Raw genomic sequence first — 14,830 nt, 5'->3', positions numbered from 1 at the left:
ATGAACGAAGCCGATGCCATCGACATCGTCCAGGGCGCGATCTGGACCGTCGTCGCCGCCTCCGGGCCGGCGGTCGCCGGCGCGATGGTGGTCGGCGTCCTGATCGCTCTCTTTCAGGCGCTGACACAGATCCAGGAGATCACGCTGACTTTCGTGCCGAAGATCCTGGCGATCTTCGTCATCATCGCGTTGACGGCCTCCTTCACGGGCGCGCAGGTCTGGGCCTTCACGCAGGAAGCCTACGGTCGGATCGAGACGGGCTTCTGATGCGTCAGCTTGCTGCGTCCGCTGCCCGGTCGAGTTCGGCGACGTCGAGTTTGACCATCTCCATCATCGCCCGCATCGCTGCATCCACCCGTTTGGGGTTCGAGTCGTGCAGAAGCTCGATCATGCGACGTGGCACCACTTGCCAGGACAGGCCGTAGCGGTCCGTGAGCCAGCCGCACTGGACGGGCGATCCGCCGTCGAGCAGCGCATTCCAGACACGGTCGACCTCGGCCTGGTCCTCGCACAGGACCGACATCGAGATCGCCTGCGTGAACGGATGGCCGGGGCCGCCGTTCAGCCCCTGGAAGTGGCGTCCGTTCAGCGTGAACTCGATGAGCAGAACCTCGCCGGCCTTGCCGCCCGGCGTGTCGAGCGGGCTGCGCAGCACGGCCTGGATCGCCGAATCCGGAAGGATCGCGGTGTAGAAGCGTGCCGCCTCCTCGGCCTTGCCGTCGAACCAGAGACACGTCGAAATCTGCGACATGAGCTTTCCTCCCATCGTTGATCAGCGCGAGACGTCGACGATCGGCGAGAAGCCGCCGTAGATCATGCGCTTTCCGTCGAAGGGCATGTCCATCATGTCCTTCATGCGCGGGTCGTCCATCATCTTGGCGCTGCCGGCGTCGCGTGTTGCCTTGTCGGGCCATTCGATGAAGGAGAAGAGGACCGTCTCGCCGTCCTTCGCCTTCACCGCGCCCTTGAAGTCCGTGACCTTGCCGTCCGGAACGTCGTCGCCCCAGCACTCGACGCAGCGAATGGCGCCGTGCTCGATGAAGATCCTGGCGGCCGCTTCCGCATGGCTGCGGAAAGCCTCCTTGTTCCCGGTGGGAACGGCGAGAACGAACCCATCGATATAGCTCATCGGACTTCTCCTCAGTTTTGGGGTTGCATGGTGTTGATCAGCCAGGGCGTGCCGAAGCGATCCGTCGCCATGCCGAAGGCGGGCGACCAGAAGGTCTCGCCGAAGGGCATGGTGATCTTGCCGCCTTCGCTCAACGCGTCGAAGATGCGGCGGGCTTCGGCAGGGTCCTCGACGTGGATGCCGACCGTAAAGCCGCCGACGGGTTCCAGATATTGCGGCGGGCAATCGTTGCCCATGAGCGCCTGATCGTCGATCTGCAGCCAGGCATGCATGATCTTGTCCGGGCGCTCCTTCGCCCACGGGTTCTCGTCTCCCTGCGGCGCGTCGCTGTTGGCGATCATGGCGGTGATCTTCCCGCCGAGAACCGCGGCGTAGAACTCGAAGGCCTCGCGGCAATTGCCGTCGAAGTTGAGGCAGCTGGTCAGTTGCATGGCGTTCTCTCGCTGTCTTGCGGTTCAGTCGTCGATGGCGAAGGAGCCCGTCTCCACCGGGCCGGCGGCGCGATAGGTCGCCATCACGACGCCCTTGTCCGAGACGCGGTGCCGCTCCAGAGTGAGGCCGAGCCCCGGCGAGCCGGGCTCGAAAAGGCGCTTTCCCTGTCCGAGCAGGACAGGGAAGGTCATCAGCCGGAAGGTATCGACGAGGCCGGCTGCGAGAAGCGTGCGGATGAGGTCCGCGCTTCCTTGCGTGAAGAGGTCGCGTTCGTTCGTCGCCTTCAGTTCCGCGACGGCCTTGGCGGCGTCCGGCCCGATCGCAGCGCTGTTCCGCCATTCGAGCGGACCGGGCGAACGGGTCGCCACATATTTGCGCATGGCGTTGAGTCCGTCGGCGAAGGGGTCGTTCTCGATCCGCGGCCAGTGGGCGGCGAAGATGTCGTAGGTTCGCCGGCCGAGAAGGAGGTCGGCCGAGCCGTCGAACAATTCGCCGACGGTTTCGCCCATCGCCTCGTCGGCGTGCGGGACGAGCCACCCACCGAAGGGGAAGCCGCCGGACGTATCCTCCTGCGGCCCGCCCGGCGCCTGCATCACGCCGTCGAGGCTGACGAAGGCGGCAACGATCAGCTTGCTCATGACGCTCCTCCCTTTGCCGGCCTCAGGCCGGCGTCGTCTCGTTGCCGGCCATCGCTGCGGTCGCGGCCTCCATGTCCATCCACATCACCTCGAAGATGTGCCCGTCCGGGTCCTCGTAGGAGCGGCCGTACATGAAGCCGTAATCCTGCGTCGGCGTCGGATCAGCGCCCCCGCCGGCGGCCTTCGCCTTGTCGACCAGTGCATCCACCTCGTCGCGGCTGTCGGCCGAGAGGCAGACCAGCACCTGTGCGTTGGCATGCGCGTCGGGGATCGTCTTGGTGGTGAACTGGGCGAACTTCTCGTGCGTCAACAGCATCACGTGGATCGTGTCCGAGATCACGATGCAGGCGGCCGTCTCGTCAGTGAATTGCGGGTTGAGCGTGCCGCCGACCGCTTCGTGGAAGGCGATGGACCTTTGAAGGTCGGTCACGGGCAGATTCACGAAAATGAGCTTTGGCATGGTCCTCGCCTTCCCTCTATGGCGCTCGTTGGTTTGACGATGATGCGCACCACGGTTATAAAAAGCAACTATGAAGTTAGAAAAAATAACGGAAGAGCGGAAAGGCCCGAAGCGGCTCTACGAGGATGCCTGCGGCGCGGCCCACGCGCTCGACATCCTCGGTGAACGCTGGGCGCTGCTCGTGGTTCGCGAACTGATGTTCGGGCCGAAGCGCTTCGGAGACATCCGCGCCGGGCTGCCGGGCATCAGCGCCAATGTTCTGACGCAACGGCTGGAGGGACTGGAGGCGGCGGGCGTCCTCTTCCGCCGCACCTTGCCGCCACCGGGCGCGGTCAAGGTCTACGAACTCACGCCGTGGGGGCTGGAGGCCGAGCCGATCTTCCAGACGCTCGGGCGCTGGGCGTCCCGCTCGCCCTTCCACGATCCGACGCTCTCCTTCAGCGCGGCCTCGCTGATGCTCTCCATGCGCACAATGATCGCGGCGGAGCGCGCGGCCGGCATCGAGGCGAAGGTGGGGTTCCGGCCGGGCGCGGAGGGTTTCCTTGCGCGCCTGCAGGACGGCGGCATCACGATCGAACGCGCCGATCCCGAGGGCGCCGATGTGGTCTACACGGCCGCGTCCCCCGTCATGGCCGCCGCGATATACGGCGGACAGGCGCTCTCGGACCTGGAGGCTGCGGGCGCGCTCTCCATCGAGGGCGACCGCGCGCTGGCCGAGCGGTTCGTCACGCTCTTCGTCCTGCCGCCCAAAGCCGAGTTCCAGCCCGGCAAAAGTTAACGCGACAATAAGGGAGCGGCCGAAAGGCCGATCCGGGTGCGCCCGGCGGTCCGGATCGCCGAGGAGCCGATGAGCACCGATACCCTGAAGCTTTCCGCGCCGCTGCAGGCGGCGCAGGCCGGGCGCCAGTCGATGCGCGACATCGGCTTCGCCTTCGGCATCGTTTTCATCCTCGCCATCCTTTTCGTGCCGATCCCGGCCGTCCTGATCGATCTCGGCCTCGTCCTGTCGATCGCGCTGTCCGTTCTGATCCTGATGGTCGCGCTCTGGATCCAGAAGCCGCTGGAATTCTCGGCGTTTCCGACGGTTCTTCTGATCGCGACAATGTTGCGTCTTTCGTTGAACGTCGCGACGACGCGCGTCATCCTCAGCCACGGCAACGAGGGGGTGAACGCGGCCGGTCATGTGATCGGCGGGTTCTCGAACCTCGTCATGGCCGGCGATTTCGTCATCGGCCTCGTCGTCTTCGCCATTCTCATCACCGTCAACTTCCTCGTCATAACCAAGGGCGCGACGCGCATTGCCGAAGTGGGCGCGCGCTTCACGCTCGACGCCATCCCCGGCAAGCAGATGGCGATCGACGCCGACCTCTCCGCCGGCCTCCTCGACGAGAAGCAGGCGCAGGTCCGCCGCAAGGAGCTGGAGGAGGAAAGCTCTTTCTTCGGCTCGATGGACGGCGCCTCGAAATTCGTGCGCGGCGACGCCATCGCCGGCCTCATCATCACTGCCGTCAACATTTTCGGCGGCATCATCATCGGCATCACACGCCACGGCATGGACGCCGCCAGCGCGGCCGACGTCTTCGTCAAGCTCTCGGTCGGCGACGGTCTCGTCACGCAGATCCCGGCGCTGATCGTCTCGCTCGCCGCCGGACTCCTCGTCTCGAAGGGCGGCACGACGGGCGCGGCGGAAACCGCGATCATCCGCCAGCTCGGCCATTATCCGCGCGCGCTTCTCGTAGCGGCGCTGCTGATGATGCTCCTTGCCATCCTGCCGGGCCTACCCTTCCTGCCCTTCTTCGTGGTCGGCTCGATCCTTGGTGTGGGCGCCTATCTCGTGCCGCGCCGGCGCGCCGACGAGAAGGCGCGCATGGATGCCGAGCGCATGGAGGAGGAGCAGCGCGCCATCGAAGCCGAGCGCCAGTCGGTCAAGGAGAGCCTGCGCATCGTCGAGGTGGAGCTGGTGCTGGGCAAGCAGCTCTCCGCCCAGCTTTCCTTCTCCCGCGACGAGCTGGCGAGCCGCGTCCAGAAGATGCGTCGTCGTTTCGCGGCGCGCTACGGCTTCGTCGTCCCCGAGATCAAGCTCTCGGACGACCTCGCCCTCGACGGCAAGTCCTACGAGATCAAGGTCCACGGCACGACGGTAGCGACGCAGCAGATGCGTCTCGGCGAGCTTCTGATTGTGCTCGGCGAGCAGCCCGTGCCCGACATCCCGCACGATCTGACGAAGGAGCCGGCCTTCGGCCTGCGCGCAGCCTGGATTTCCGAGACCTTCGCGAGCGCCGCGCGCCGCGCGGGCTTCGAGCCGGTCGATACGCTCTCGGTCCTGCTGACGCATCTTTCCGAGGTCATCCGCAACAACCTCGCGCATCTCCTCTCCTACAAGGACATGCGTGCGCTGCTCGATCGCCTGGAGCCTGAATACAAGCGCCTCATCGAGGAGATCGTGCCGGCGCATATGAGCCATTCGGGCCTGCAGGCGGTGCTGAAGCTGCTGCTTGCCGAGCGCGTTTCCATCCGCAACCTGACGCTCATCCTGGAGGCCATCGCGGAGATCTCGCCGCATGTGCGGCGCTCGGAGAAGATCGTCGAGCATGTGCGCATGCGCATGGCGCAGCAGATCTGCGGCGACCTTCTCGTGGGTGGCCAGCTTTCCGTGCTGCGCCTCGGAAACCGCTGGGACCTCGCCTTCCATCAGGCCCTGAAGCGCGACCAGAAGGGCGACGTCACCGAGTTCGACATCGACCCGCGCCTCGTCGAGGAGTTCGCGACGGAGGCCTCCAAGGTCATCCGCGAAAAGACCGCCGAGGGCGAGAACTTCGTCCTCGTCGCCTCACCGGATGCGCGCCCCTACGTGCGCATGATGATCGAGCGCATCTTCGTGAACCTTCCGGTGCTGAGCCATCTGGAGATCGCGCGCGGCGTCGACATCAAGGCGCTGGGCTCCATCTCGTGAGCGAGGAAACGAGCGCGCTCGTCCTCGCCCTCTTCCTGATCTTCTGCCGCATCGGCTCCTGCCTGATGCTTCTACCGGGCTATTCCTCGGCGCGCATTCCGGCGAACGTGCGCCTGTTCATCGCCTTCGCCCTGTCGATGGCGGTCTCGCCCGGCCTACTGCCGCAGATCGTCCAGATCGTCGGCCCGGCGAGCGACGATCTGCGCCTGCAACTCGTCGTCGGCGAAATCCTCAACGGCGCGATGATCGGCCTTCTCGGCCGCGTCTTCATCCTGGCCCTTCAGTTCGCCGGCAACTTCATGGCGCAGGCCATCGGCATGGGCATGGCGCTCGGCACGCCCATCGACGAGCCGGATGCGGTGCCCGCGCTCGTGACCCTCATCACCTTGACTGCCACCGTGATGATCTTCTCCCTGAACCTGCACGCCGAGGTGATCCAGGCGCTCGTCGCCTCCTATCTGACGCTGCCCGTCGCCCTCGGCTTCTCGCCACGCGCCGGCCTCGTGGCGCTCACCGACAATCTCGACGAGACGTTCAAGCTCTGCCTTCGCATTGCCAGCCCTTTCGTCATCTATGCGGTGGTGGTCAATCTGGCCGTCGGGCTCGCCAACAAGCTGACGCCGCAGATCCCGGTCTACTTCATCTCGCTGCCCTTCGTGCTGGCCGGAGGGCTGATCCTCCTCGGCTATTCGATGGGCGATTTCCTCCTGCAGTTCACGCAGGCCTTCCGCATCTGGGTCGTGAACGGATGACGCTGTCGCGCGCCGAACGGCTGGAACGATTGACGCGGGTGCAGAAGCGCCGCCGCGAGGTCGAGGAATGGCGCCTCGCCGAGCTTCGCCGCCGCGAGGCAGAACTGGCGGGCGAAGCACGCGACATCCTGGAAAGCCTCGGCGACCAGTCGCTGCTCAATGGCCTTTTCCTCGAAGCCAAGGCCTCGAGCCTGAGGCGCAAGGAGGCCGAGCGTGGCGAAACCGCGAAGGCGGCGGCCGCCGTGCAGGGCGCGCTATTCACCGCCGCGCGCGTCGAGCGTCAGCTGGCTGGCGTCGCAAGGCAAGCGAGGGCGCTCGAAGATGCCGCGAACGAGGCGCGCGACCTGACCGAGATCGTCGATGCCCATCTCAACCGCAGGCTCGCAAGCCTCGAATAAGTGAGCGGGCGTAAGCCTTCCGGCATGACGATCATCCAGCCTCTCGCCGTCGCCGGAACTGCTTCCGCCACCGTGCTGTCCGAGCCGGCGGCCAAGGTCTCGTCAGGCGATGGAGCGATGTTCTCCGCAGCGCTCGACAAGGCGGCGGCCACGCTTCCGGTCTCTTCGGCGCCGCTCCACACCCGCGCGAAGGATCCCTTGCAGGAGTTCGAGGGCTTCGTGCTTCGCTCCTTCGTGGAAGAGATGCTGCCGAAGGAGAACACCGAGTTCTTCGGCGCGGGCATGGCCGGCGACGTCTGGCGCTCGATGATGGCCGAGAAGATCGGCGAGGAGATCGCGGCGGCCGGCGGCATCGGCATCGCCGACATGCTGGCGCAATCGCCGACCCTAGCGGGACGCGCGGCCGAGGTGGCCGCGGCCGAGGATGACCGGCTGAAGGCGGCCGGCGCGGCCAAGATCTAGGACACGAGTTGGAACACGCGGCCGAACGATCGCCGCGCAGCGTAACGGGAGTTGGAACGACGTGGAAATGGTTCTCACACAGGCCATCAACCGCCTCGAGGCGGTGCTCGCGGGCGAGATGAACGCCCTTCGCTCGGGCGCCCGCTTCAATCTCGGTGAGACCAGCAACCGCAAGAACCAGAGCCTTCTGGAGCTGACGCGCATTGCGCGCGGCCTCGACACGGCTTCCGTCAGCGGCGAGCTGCGCACGCGCCTCTCGACCCTGCGCGAGCGCCTCGACGACAACCGCCGGCTCCTGCAGCTTCACATGGAGGCCACAGACGAGGTCGCCGGCCTCATCTCTCGGTCGATGGCCGAGGCTGAATCCGACGGCACCTACGGCTCCTCCGTGCGCGGCGTGACGGCCGGCGGATGATCCGGACCCTCGCCATCGCCGTCTGGGTGCTGATCGTCTCGCTCGGATCGAGCTACGTCGTCGCATCGGTGCGCAGCACCGAGCCGGCGGTGGAGGAGGAGGCGACCTACTTCGTGGGGCTCGACTATCGGCGCACGGACGGGATCTCGGTGCCGATCATCGCGGAAGGGCAGCTCAAGGGCTACGTGCTCGCGCGCTTCGTCTACACGATAGACGGGCGCACGGTAGCCTCGATGGCGGTGCCGCCGGACCCCTTCGTCGTCGACGAGGCGTTCCGCACGATCTACTCCGTCACCGGCTTCGATTTCGAGCGACCCGAGCGCTACGACCTGCCGACGCTGACGGCCAACATCCGCACCGCCGTCAACGAGCGTTTCGGCCGCGACATCGTGCGCGAGGTGCTGGTCGAGCAGTTCGACTTCCTGCCGCGCAACGAACTCGGCGGCGAGGGGCTTCGCGTCCTCGTCGAATAGGTCGCCGGCGCGCTCTGAACCCGCGCACCGGTCTGGCATTCAGCTTCCCGTAATCGCTTGACGTTAAGCATGTTGTGCCGGCCGTGCTGCGCCGGTGGCCGAGGGGCTTGCCGCATGATCTCGACGCTGACCAGCTACCGCCTCTATGCCGAGGACATGACGCGCAGCCTAGCGCGCGTCTCGGCACAGGCGAGCGTGGAGCGCGAGGCGCGCTATTATCAGGAGAATATCGGCCAGGTCCGCACGGTCGACGACCTGATGGACGACTACCGCCTCTATTCCTACGCGCTGAAGGCCTACGGGTTGGAGGACCAGATCGGCTCGCGCGCGCTGATCCGGCAGGTGCTGGAGAGCGATCTCTCGGACACGTCGAGCTTCGCCAACCGTCTGACCGACCAGCGCTACCGCCAGCTCGCCGGCGCCTTCGACTTCGCGGCGGCCGCGTCCGAGCCGGCGCTCCAGAGCCAGGCGCAGACCGACCGGCTCGTGGAGGCCTATTCCGAACATCTGGTGCGCGGCGGGGCGATCGCCGGCGACAAGGTCGCGACCTTCGAGGCACGGATCGGCGGTATCAAGGACGTCGATGCGCTCCTGCGCGACCCCGTGATGTTCGAGATGACGGCCAAGATCGTCGGCGTCGATCCGGCCATCGTCTCACGCGATTATCTGCGCGGCCTGATCCTGAACACGGGGGAGGGCGCGCAGCCGAGCGGCGGTGCGGCGTTCCTTCGCGATGCCTTCTCCTTCCAGCCGGACGGGAAGGTGGCGCCGGGAAGCGCCGCCCAGACTGACGCGCAGCGTGCGGCCTTTGCGAATCGCTATTTCGTCGCTGTCGGCCAATCCACCAGCCCACAGGCGACAGCCTTTTCAGCCCGGCACTTCGAAGCGCAGGCAAAAACCGTCACCAGCGCAGCCGATCTTCTCGCAGACCCCACCGTGCTGCGCGTCCTGCAGACGGCCTTCGGGCTCGATCCTTCGCGCGATACCGCCGCGGTCCTGACAAACGTGCTCGCCCGCGACACGGGCGACGGTGCCCACGCGATCGACGCATTGCCCGAGCGAACGGACACCGAGAAGGCGCGCAAGGAGAAGCTGCGCGCTTTGAACGCGGCCTTCGCCTTCGACACGCAGGGCAACGCTCCGGCGGGCGCCGCCGCGAGCGCCGCTTCGCTCGCGCGCATCGCTGACGCGTTCCAGCAGGCGACACCACGCACTGGCGATGCTGAGATCGCGTTGCGCACGAACGCCTTCCGCGTGCAGCTCACGCGCATGGATTCCATCAACGATCTCCTCGGCAACGATCCGGTCTACCGCCGCCAGGCTTTCGACTTCATCCTCAAGGCCTTCGATCTCGACCCCGCGACCGAGAGCAGCTCGAAGATCCGCCGCGTGCTCCAGAGCGATCCGTCCGATCCGAACTCCTACGTCCGGCGCCTGAACGACGAGCGCTACGAGAATCTCGCCGCCGCCTTCAATTTCGACGCCGAGGGCAAGGTGCGCGCCGAGCGCCTCGCCCAGCCGGTGCGCTCTCAGCAGGAGACAGCCTCGCTCTACGCCCGTTCGTTCGGCGAAGACCAGAGCGAGTACACGCGCGGAAAGGTGCGCGAGGAGACAGTGGCCTATCTGGAGGGCGTCGGCGCGGTGAAGTCGCTCGACGATCTTCTGGAGAACGATGCGGTGCTGGACTTCGCGCTGCGCGCCTACGGCCTCGCAGACGAAAAGCTGCGCCCGGCCGACATCCGCAAGCTCCTGACGAGCGATCTTTCGGACGAGGACAGCTTCGCGCGATCCTTCGGCGACACGCGCTACACGGACTTTGCGGCCGCCTTCGCCTTCACGCCGGACGGACGCATCGCGGCGTCGGGAGGCAGCGCGCAAAGCGGCGCCAGCTTCCTGACGACGCAGAACCTCTACCTCGTGCAGACATTGGAGCAGGAGGTCGGTGCAACGAACGAGGGTGCGCGGCTCGCGCTCTACTTCCTGCGCAAGTCTCCCGACATCACCGGCGCCTTCTCGATCCTCTCCGACAGGGCGCTCTTCGAAGTCGTGCGCACCGCACTCGGGCTGCCCCAATCCATGTCGCAGCTCGACATCGACCGGCAGGCGGCAATCCTCGAGACTCGAATGGATTTCGACCAGCTCAAGGACCCGCGCGGTCTCGACCGGTTCATCTCGCGCTTCTCCGCGCTCTACGACATCAACAACCCGGCGATGCAGGCGAGCTCGCCGGCGCTGGCGCTGCTCGGCGGCGGCGGCGCTGGTTCGGCGGCCCCCGGTATTCTCGGTCTGTTCTAGGCGCGCATCGCATAGTAAGGGCCGGCGATCAGCGGCAAGTCTTCAAGCCGCACCGGCTGCGGGGCGCCTTCGTGGCGAAGACCGACAAGCCCGCGCCGGTGCCAGGCGGCGGAGACGCGCCGTGTCGTACCTTCCGCTTCGTCGAACAGGACGAAGAGTTCGGGCAGTTCGACAGCGCCGAGGCTGCGCACCCGCGAGCCCGCGAACGAGCGGTCGAGAACCACGCAGTCGCAGAGGAACACGCCGTCCAGGCCGAGCAGCTTGCCCGGCCGCAGTCGCGTGCGGGCGCGCCCCGCACGTCGTCTCTCCGCTCTTGCCACCTTCGTCATGCCCGCTCCCCTTCGGGCCAGAAGATAGAGAGGCGAAGAGCATGTGCCCATCAGGCCACCGGCAAACATGACGAAAGCGTTAACGCGTCGGTTGACGTCTCGTTAACCACGATGGCGAAAGCGCGGCTTTCGGCCAGGGCGATCGGTAAGGACGGTTAACCGGCACGCGCCATGTTGGGGCTCGTCCAAACCGGAGCGACCCCGATCATGGCGAGTGCCGACCCGCGCCCCAACGTCCTCGCGTCCGTCTCGCTCGCAGACTTCGCGCGCGAGATCGTCCGTCGCGTGCAGGGGCGGCTCGCCCTTCTGCCGGACGGACGGCGCTGGACCTGGATGGACTTCGCCTTCGCCGTCATCGTCGGAATGCTTGCGCTGTCGTCGACGGGCTTCTTCACGGCCTCCTACCGGATATCGACGGCAGATCCGGACTACTTCATGCACCGCCTGATCGCCGGAATGCAGGTAAACCGCCTCGACGCGATCGAGACGGGCTCTGTCGAGACCTCCGCCGAAACCGATTGCGCCGACGCCTGTCCGCTGCCGGTACCGCAGATCAGGCGCGGCAGCGATCCGAAGCCGGCGGACTACGAGATCGTGATGGTGTTCGGCGACGAGGCCCTGCTGGCGACCGCGCACGAACTCATGCGCGTAAAGGTCGGCACCGTGGTGCCTGGTCTCGGGCGCGTCCTTGCGATCGACAGCGTGGACGGCAGCGTCAGTGCCGAGGCCGCGCGACTGCGCATGACGGCGCGCTGATCGAACGGAACTCGGCTACTTCTTCTCCAGGAGAATCTGGCCTTCCTTGCGGATCTTGCCGGTGAGCTTCTCGGCGAGCGTGGCCAGAAACGCCGGCAGGTCGATCTCGACATGGACGTGGTCGTCGAGGATGTCGAGACGGCCCGTCACAGACTGCATCATCACCTTGGCACGGAAGTCCAGATGGTCGCCCGTCCATGTGTCCTCGAACTTGACCATGCCGCCCGTGGCGTCCGAGCGGATACGGTCGAACCCCTTCTCGATACGGGCACGCGCCTCCTCGCGGGTGAGCTTGTGCGGGATGTCGACCTTCACGGTCTCGGCCATCGTCGTCTCCTGAACTCGTCTGTCCGGCATATGGAGGAGCGCGAAGCTCCGCGCAACGGCGCATGAAAAAGGGGCGCTTGCAGCGCCCCTTTCCTAACCTCGATGCTGCGAGCTCTGCCGAAGCGGATCAGGCGTAGGCGCGCTCGCCGCCGGCGCCGCCACCGCCACCGCGACGCCTGCGGCGACCGCCGCCCGGGCGCCCGTTGCGTTCGCCGCTCGCGGGCTTCGGCTTGCCGCCATCGGCCGCCTGACCGCGTCGCTCGCCGGGCTTGGCGCCGCGCGGAGCCTTGGCTGCGCCGCCGCCTCGCTTGGGAGCCGGGCCGCCGCGGCCGCGCGGGCTGCGCTCGGAGCGCGACTCGGCGGGCAGGGCCGCCAGCGTCGCCGCGTCCATGAACTCGGTCGCCTCCGGCTTGAAGGAGAGGCCCGTCAGCTTCTCGACCTGGCGCAGCTTGGAGCGCTCGGACGGATCGCACAGCGTCATCGCGACGCCCGTCTTGCCGGCGCGCGCCGTGCGGCCGATGCGATGGACGTAGCTCTCCGCCTCTTCGGGCAGGTCGAAGTTCACCACATGGGTGATGTCGTCGACATGGATGCCGCGCGCCACAATGTCCGTGGCGACCAGCACGCGCAGCTCGCCCGCATGGAACTGCGAGAGCGCCTTTTGGCGTGCGCCCTGGCTCTTGTTGCCGTGGATCGCCAGCGCCTCGATGCCCGCCTTGCCGAGATCTTCGGAAAGCCGGTTCGCGCCGTGCTTGGTACGGGTGAAGATCACCGTCTTGTCAAAGCCCGGCAGCATCTTGATGAGCCAGTGCTTCTTGGCCTTCTGCGGCACCATGAAGACGCTCTGGTCGATCTTCTCGACGGTGACGACCTCGGGCGTGACCTCGACGCGCACCGGATCCTTGAGGATCTTGGCGGCGAGCGAGGCGATGTTCTGCGGCATGGTGGCCGAGAACAGGAGCGACTGGCGATTGGTCGGCAGGAGCTTCACGATGCGCATGATGTCGCGCACGAAGCCCATGTCGAGCATGCGGTCCGCCTCGTCGAGAACGAGATGGCGGATGTCCACAAGCGTCAGAGCCTTCTGGTCGACGAGGTCGAGCAGGCGGCCGGGCGTTGCGATGACGATGTCGACGCCCTTGCGGGCGGTCTCGATCTGCGGGCGCACGGAGACGCCGCCGAACACCACCATGTGGCGGATCGGCGTGCCGGCGGTGAAGCCCTTGACGTTCTCTGCGATCTGCGCGGCGAGCTCTCGCGTCGGCGCCAGGACGAGGACCTTGGCGGAGCCCGGCTTGGGACGACCGCCGGCCTTGAGGAGCGCGTCGATGATCGGCAGCGAGAAGGCCGCGGTCTTGCCGGTGCCGGTCTGGGCGATGCCGAGGACGTCACGGTCCTTCAGGACGGCGGGAATGGCCTGCGCCTGGATCGGCGTCGGCGTCGTGATCTCCATGCGGTCGAGCGCGGAGATGAGCGCGTCGGCAAGGCCGAGCGACTTGAAATCGGAAATGGACAAAAGATGCCTTTGGAAATTCTGCGGAGGGCTTGCCCCCGCGAGGCGGCCGATCGTCTTCGCGCTTCACAAAGCGACGGATCGGCACGGGCCGTGGCCCGACTTCGTCGGGCATGACGCCGCATCGAGATTTCCAGCGAAGGTCGCGGGAGGACGGGCGCCGCGCGATCACGGCATGACCCGCCTCATATCGCCGCTCCCGTGCGCCGCGTCAAGGCGCGGCGTTGCGTGTCAGTCGATGACGCGGTCCACGCACATCAGCGTGTTGCCGGGAAAGCGCCCGCCGCAATCATTGCCGTAGGTTTCCTCGGGTGAGTCTACGGGCGTCTGCGAATAGAGATCGTCGCACGCCTGCATGTCGCCCTCCGAACAGCTCTGCGCATAGCCGGCGAGCGTCGGATCGTCGATCTGGGGGATCGCGGTCGCCGCCGGCAGGTCCACGCGCGAGACGGCGTCCCGCGAAGCTTCACCGCCGCCGGATGACGAAAGATCGTCCGGGAAGCCCGGCAGCTGCGCTGCGCCTTCGATGCCCGGCTCGATGCCAAGTTCGCGCAGCATGGAATCGTTGGTGCCGACGAAGGTCGCGAAGATAGTGGCGATCAAGGCCACGATCGCGATCGGAACGAGGACGAAGGCGAGCATGATGCCCCAGGCCCGCAAGGGGCCTTTCCGCGCCCGGTAGATGGTGCTGTCGGCATCGGAGATCGCATCCACCCGCGCGGCGAGCGGCGGATAGGTGCCGAGCCAGCGCGCCAGCGTCATCCAGCCGGTGTCGAGGTCCTGCTGCTGGCGCACGAAGGCCTCCACATTGACCTTCGCGCGATGACTGCCGCCGGAGGCGAGGGCGATGAGGCCGCGCTGAGCGCTCTGGCGATCGCCACACAGCGCGGTGCCCCAACGGTCGCAGGTGTATTCGCAAGCTCGCGAATAGGCCGAGCCGAGGAACGGGATGAACCGCCCCGGCGCGGTGACGAGGTTCCATTCCAGATGGTTCGAGCGAAGATGCCCGATCTCGTGACCGATGATCATGTCGCGCGCCTTGGTGTCCTCACCGCACGCATCGATCAGATCGGCATAGAGGACGACCATCTGGCGCCGGAAGAACTTGGTGGCGAAGGCGTTCAGGGCTCCGTCCGCCTGCATGAGATAAGCGTCGGGCGTTCGCTTCAGGCCGGCGCGCGAGGCGAACTCGACGACGCGGGAATAGAGCTCGGGAAATTGATCCGGGCCCAGCCGCACCGCGTTGCCCCGCACATGCGCGATGAACCAGGCCTGCGCGAGAAACAGGAAGAAGCCGATGATCACGACGTAGATCAGGCCGATGCCGAGCGTTCCGACGATCACGGCGATCCACAGCAGCACCGAGACGATGAAGATCGTCACGAAGAGCGGCATCTCGCTCGGCCAGCGTTCGACGTGGACGGACTGCGCTCTCGGATCGATGGCGTCGATCTGCATGCAATCCCCCGAATGCTAAGCCGACTCTTCGTCGTCATCC

At 66.5% G+C, this 14,830-nt stretch carries 19 protein-coding genes; 10 read left to right on the top strand and 9 right to left on the bottom strand.

Annotated features, from left to right (window positions below; translation table 11 throughout):
* Positions 1-267, top strand: coding sequence for a flagellar biosynthesis protein FliQ (gene fliQ, locus H1343_RS14650; protein ID WP_185983583.1), 267 nt, complete (start codon positions 1-3; stop codon positions 265-267).
* A gap of 4 nt (positions 268-271) precedes the next feature.
* On the opposite strand, the gene H1343_RS14645 is transcribed toward fliQ, so the two are convergent.
* The 5 genes from H1343_RS14645 to H1343_RS14625 are packed head-to-tail and all read right to left on the bottom strand — an operon-like array spanning position 272 to position 2,659.
* Complete coding sequence (locus H1343_RS14645; RefSeq protein WP_185983582.1) at positions 272-751, bottom strand: VOC family protein; 480 nt, start codon at positions 749-751, stop codon at positions 272-274.
* A 21-nt stretch (positions 752-772) separates the two neighbouring features.
* The gene (locus H1343_RS14640; protein ID WP_185983581.1) at positions 773-1,129 is read right to left on the bottom strand and encodes a DUF1428 domain-containing protein; all 357 of its coding nucleotides are present in this window, start codon (positions 1,127-1,129) and stop codon (positions 773-775) included.
* 11 nt (positions 1,130-1,140) lie between these two features.
* Positions 1,141-1,560, bottom strand: a complete 420-nt coding sequence (locus H1343_RS14635; RefSeq protein WP_185983580.1) for a VOC family protein — start codon at positions 1,558-1,560, stop codon at positions 1,141-1,143.
* A gap of 24 nt (positions 1,561-1,584) precedes the next feature.
* Positions 1,585-2,199, bottom strand: coding sequence for a dihydrofolate reductase family protein (locus H1343_RS14630; protein ID WP_185983579.1), 615 nt, complete (start codon positions 2,197-2,199; stop codon positions 1,585-1,587).
* Positions 2,200-2,221: 22 nt separating this feature from the next.
* The gene (locus H1343_RS14625) at positions 2,222-2,659 is read right to left on the bottom strand and encodes a VOC family protein (RefSeq protein WP_185983578.1); all 438 of its coding nucleotides are present in this window, start codon (positions 2,657-2,659) and stop codon (positions 2,222-2,224) included.
* Positions 2,660-2,729: 70 nt separating this feature from the next.
* On the opposite strand from H1343_RS14625, the gene H1343_RS14620 reads away from it, so the two are divergent.
* The 8 genes from H1343_RS14620 (at position 2,730) to H1343_RS14585 (ending at position 10,407) form a co-directional block, all read left to right on the top strand.
* Positions 2,730-3,437: a winged helix-turn-helix transcriptional regulator gene (locus H1343_RS14620; RefSeq protein WP_185983577.1), complete on the top strand. Its 708-nt coding sequence runs from the start codon at positions 2,730-2,732 to the stop codon at positions 3,435-3,437.
* Between the two features lie 132 nt (positions 3,438-3,569).
* Positions 3,570-5,612 carry a flagellar biosynthesis protein FlhA gene (flhA, locus tag H1343_RS14615; RefSeq protein ID WP_246333631.1) on the top strand — a complete coding sequence of 681 codons (2,043 nt, stop codon included), beginning with the start codon at positions 3,570-3,572 and terminating at the stop codon, positions 5,610-5,612.
* Complete coding sequence (locus H1343_RS14610) at positions 5,609-6,364, top strand: flagellar biosynthetic protein FliR (RefSeq protein ID WP_185983575.1); 756 nt, start codon at positions 5,609-5,611, stop codon at positions 6,362-6,364. Before flhA ends, H1343_RS14610 begins: the two co-directional genes overlap by 4 nt.
* Positions 6,361-6,762: a hypothetical protein gene (locus H1343_RS14605; protein WP_185983574.1), complete on the top strand. Its 402-nt coding sequence runs from the start codon at positions 6,361-6,363 to the stop codon at positions 6,760-6,762. The genes H1343_RS14610 and H1343_RS14605 overlap by 4 nt, the downstream gene beginning before the upstream one ends.
* 24 nt (positions 6,763-6,786) lie before the next feature.
* The gene (locus tag H1343_RS14600; RefSeq protein WP_185983573.1) at positions 6,787-7,224 is read left to right on the top strand and encodes a rod-binding protein; all 438 of its coding nucleotides are present in this window, start codon (positions 6,787-6,789) and stop codon (positions 7,222-7,224) included.
* Positions 7,225-7,291: 67 nt separating this feature from the next.
* Positions 7,292-7,639, top strand: coding sequence for a flagellar protein FlgN (locus tag H1343_RS14595; RefSeq protein WP_185983572.1), 348 nt, complete (start codon positions 7,292-7,294; stop codon positions 7,637-7,639).
* A complete protein-coding gene (locus tag H1343_RS14590) occupies positions 7,636-8,112 on the top strand; it encodes a hypothetical protein (RefSeq protein ID WP_185983571.1) in 477 nt (158 codons plus the stop codon). The genes H1343_RS14595 and H1343_RS14590 overlap by 4 nt, the downstream gene beginning before the upstream one ends.
* A gap of 114 nt (positions 8,113-8,226) precedes the next feature.
* Positions 8,227-10,407: a DUF1217 domain-containing protein gene (locus H1343_RS14585; protein ID WP_185983570.1), complete on the top strand. Its 2,181-nt coding sequence runs from the start codon at positions 8,227-8,229 to the stop codon at positions 10,405-10,407.
* Here the strand turns inward: H1343_RS14585 and H1343_RS14580 are convergent.
* Positions 10,404-10,736, bottom strand: coding sequence for a hypothetical protein (locus tag H1343_RS14580; RefSeq protein WP_185983569.1), 333 nt, complete (start codon positions 10,734-10,736; stop codon positions 10,404-10,406). The genes H1343_RS14585 and H1343_RS14580 overlap by 4 nt on opposite strands.
* A 207-nt stretch (positions 10,737-10,943) precedes the next feature.
* Between H1343_RS14580 and H1343_RS14575 the strand changes: the two genes are divergently transcribed.
* Entirely contained in the window at positions 10,944-11,492 is a 549-nt protein-coding gene (locus tag H1343_RS14575; protein ID WP_185983568.1) for a hypothetical protein, read from the top strand.
* A gap of 15 nt (positions 11,493-11,507) precedes the next feature.
* On the opposite strand, the gene H1343_RS14570 is transcribed toward H1343_RS14575, so the two are convergent.
* From H1343_RS14570 to H1343_RS14560, 3 genes are all read right to left on the bottom strand, one after another.
* Positions 11,508-11,819: a polyhydroxyalkanoic acid system family protein gene (locus H1343_RS14570; protein ID WP_185983567.1), complete on the bottom strand. Its 312-nt coding sequence runs from the start codon at positions 11,817-11,819 to the stop codon at positions 11,508-11,510.
* A 127-nt stretch (positions 11,820-11,946) separates the two neighbouring features.
* The gene (locus H1343_RS14565; protein WP_185983566.1) at positions 11,947-13,335 is read right to left on the bottom strand and encodes a DEAD/DEAH box helicase; all 1,389 of its coding nucleotides are present in this window, start codon (positions 13,333-13,335) and stop codon (positions 11,947-11,949) included.
* Between the two features lie 228 nt (positions 13,336-13,563).
* Positions 13,564-14,790: a M48 family metallopeptidase gene (locus H1343_RS14560; protein WP_185983565.1), complete on the bottom strand. Its 1,227-nt coding sequence runs from the start codon at positions 14,788-14,790 to the stop codon at positions 13,564-13,566.
* Between the last annotated feature and the right edge of the window lie 40 nt (positions 14,791-14,830).

Origin of the sequence: Aureimonas mangrovi, assembly GCF_014058705.1 — a bacterium.
In the GTDB taxonomy this organism is placed as follows: domain Bacteria; phylum Pseudomonadota; class Alphaproteobacteria; order Rhizobiales; family Rhizobiaceae; genus Aureimonas; species Aureimonas mangrovi.
The sequence above is the reverse complement of the archived record's forward strand: the minus strand, read 5'-3'. Positions and strand labels throughout refer to the sequence as shown.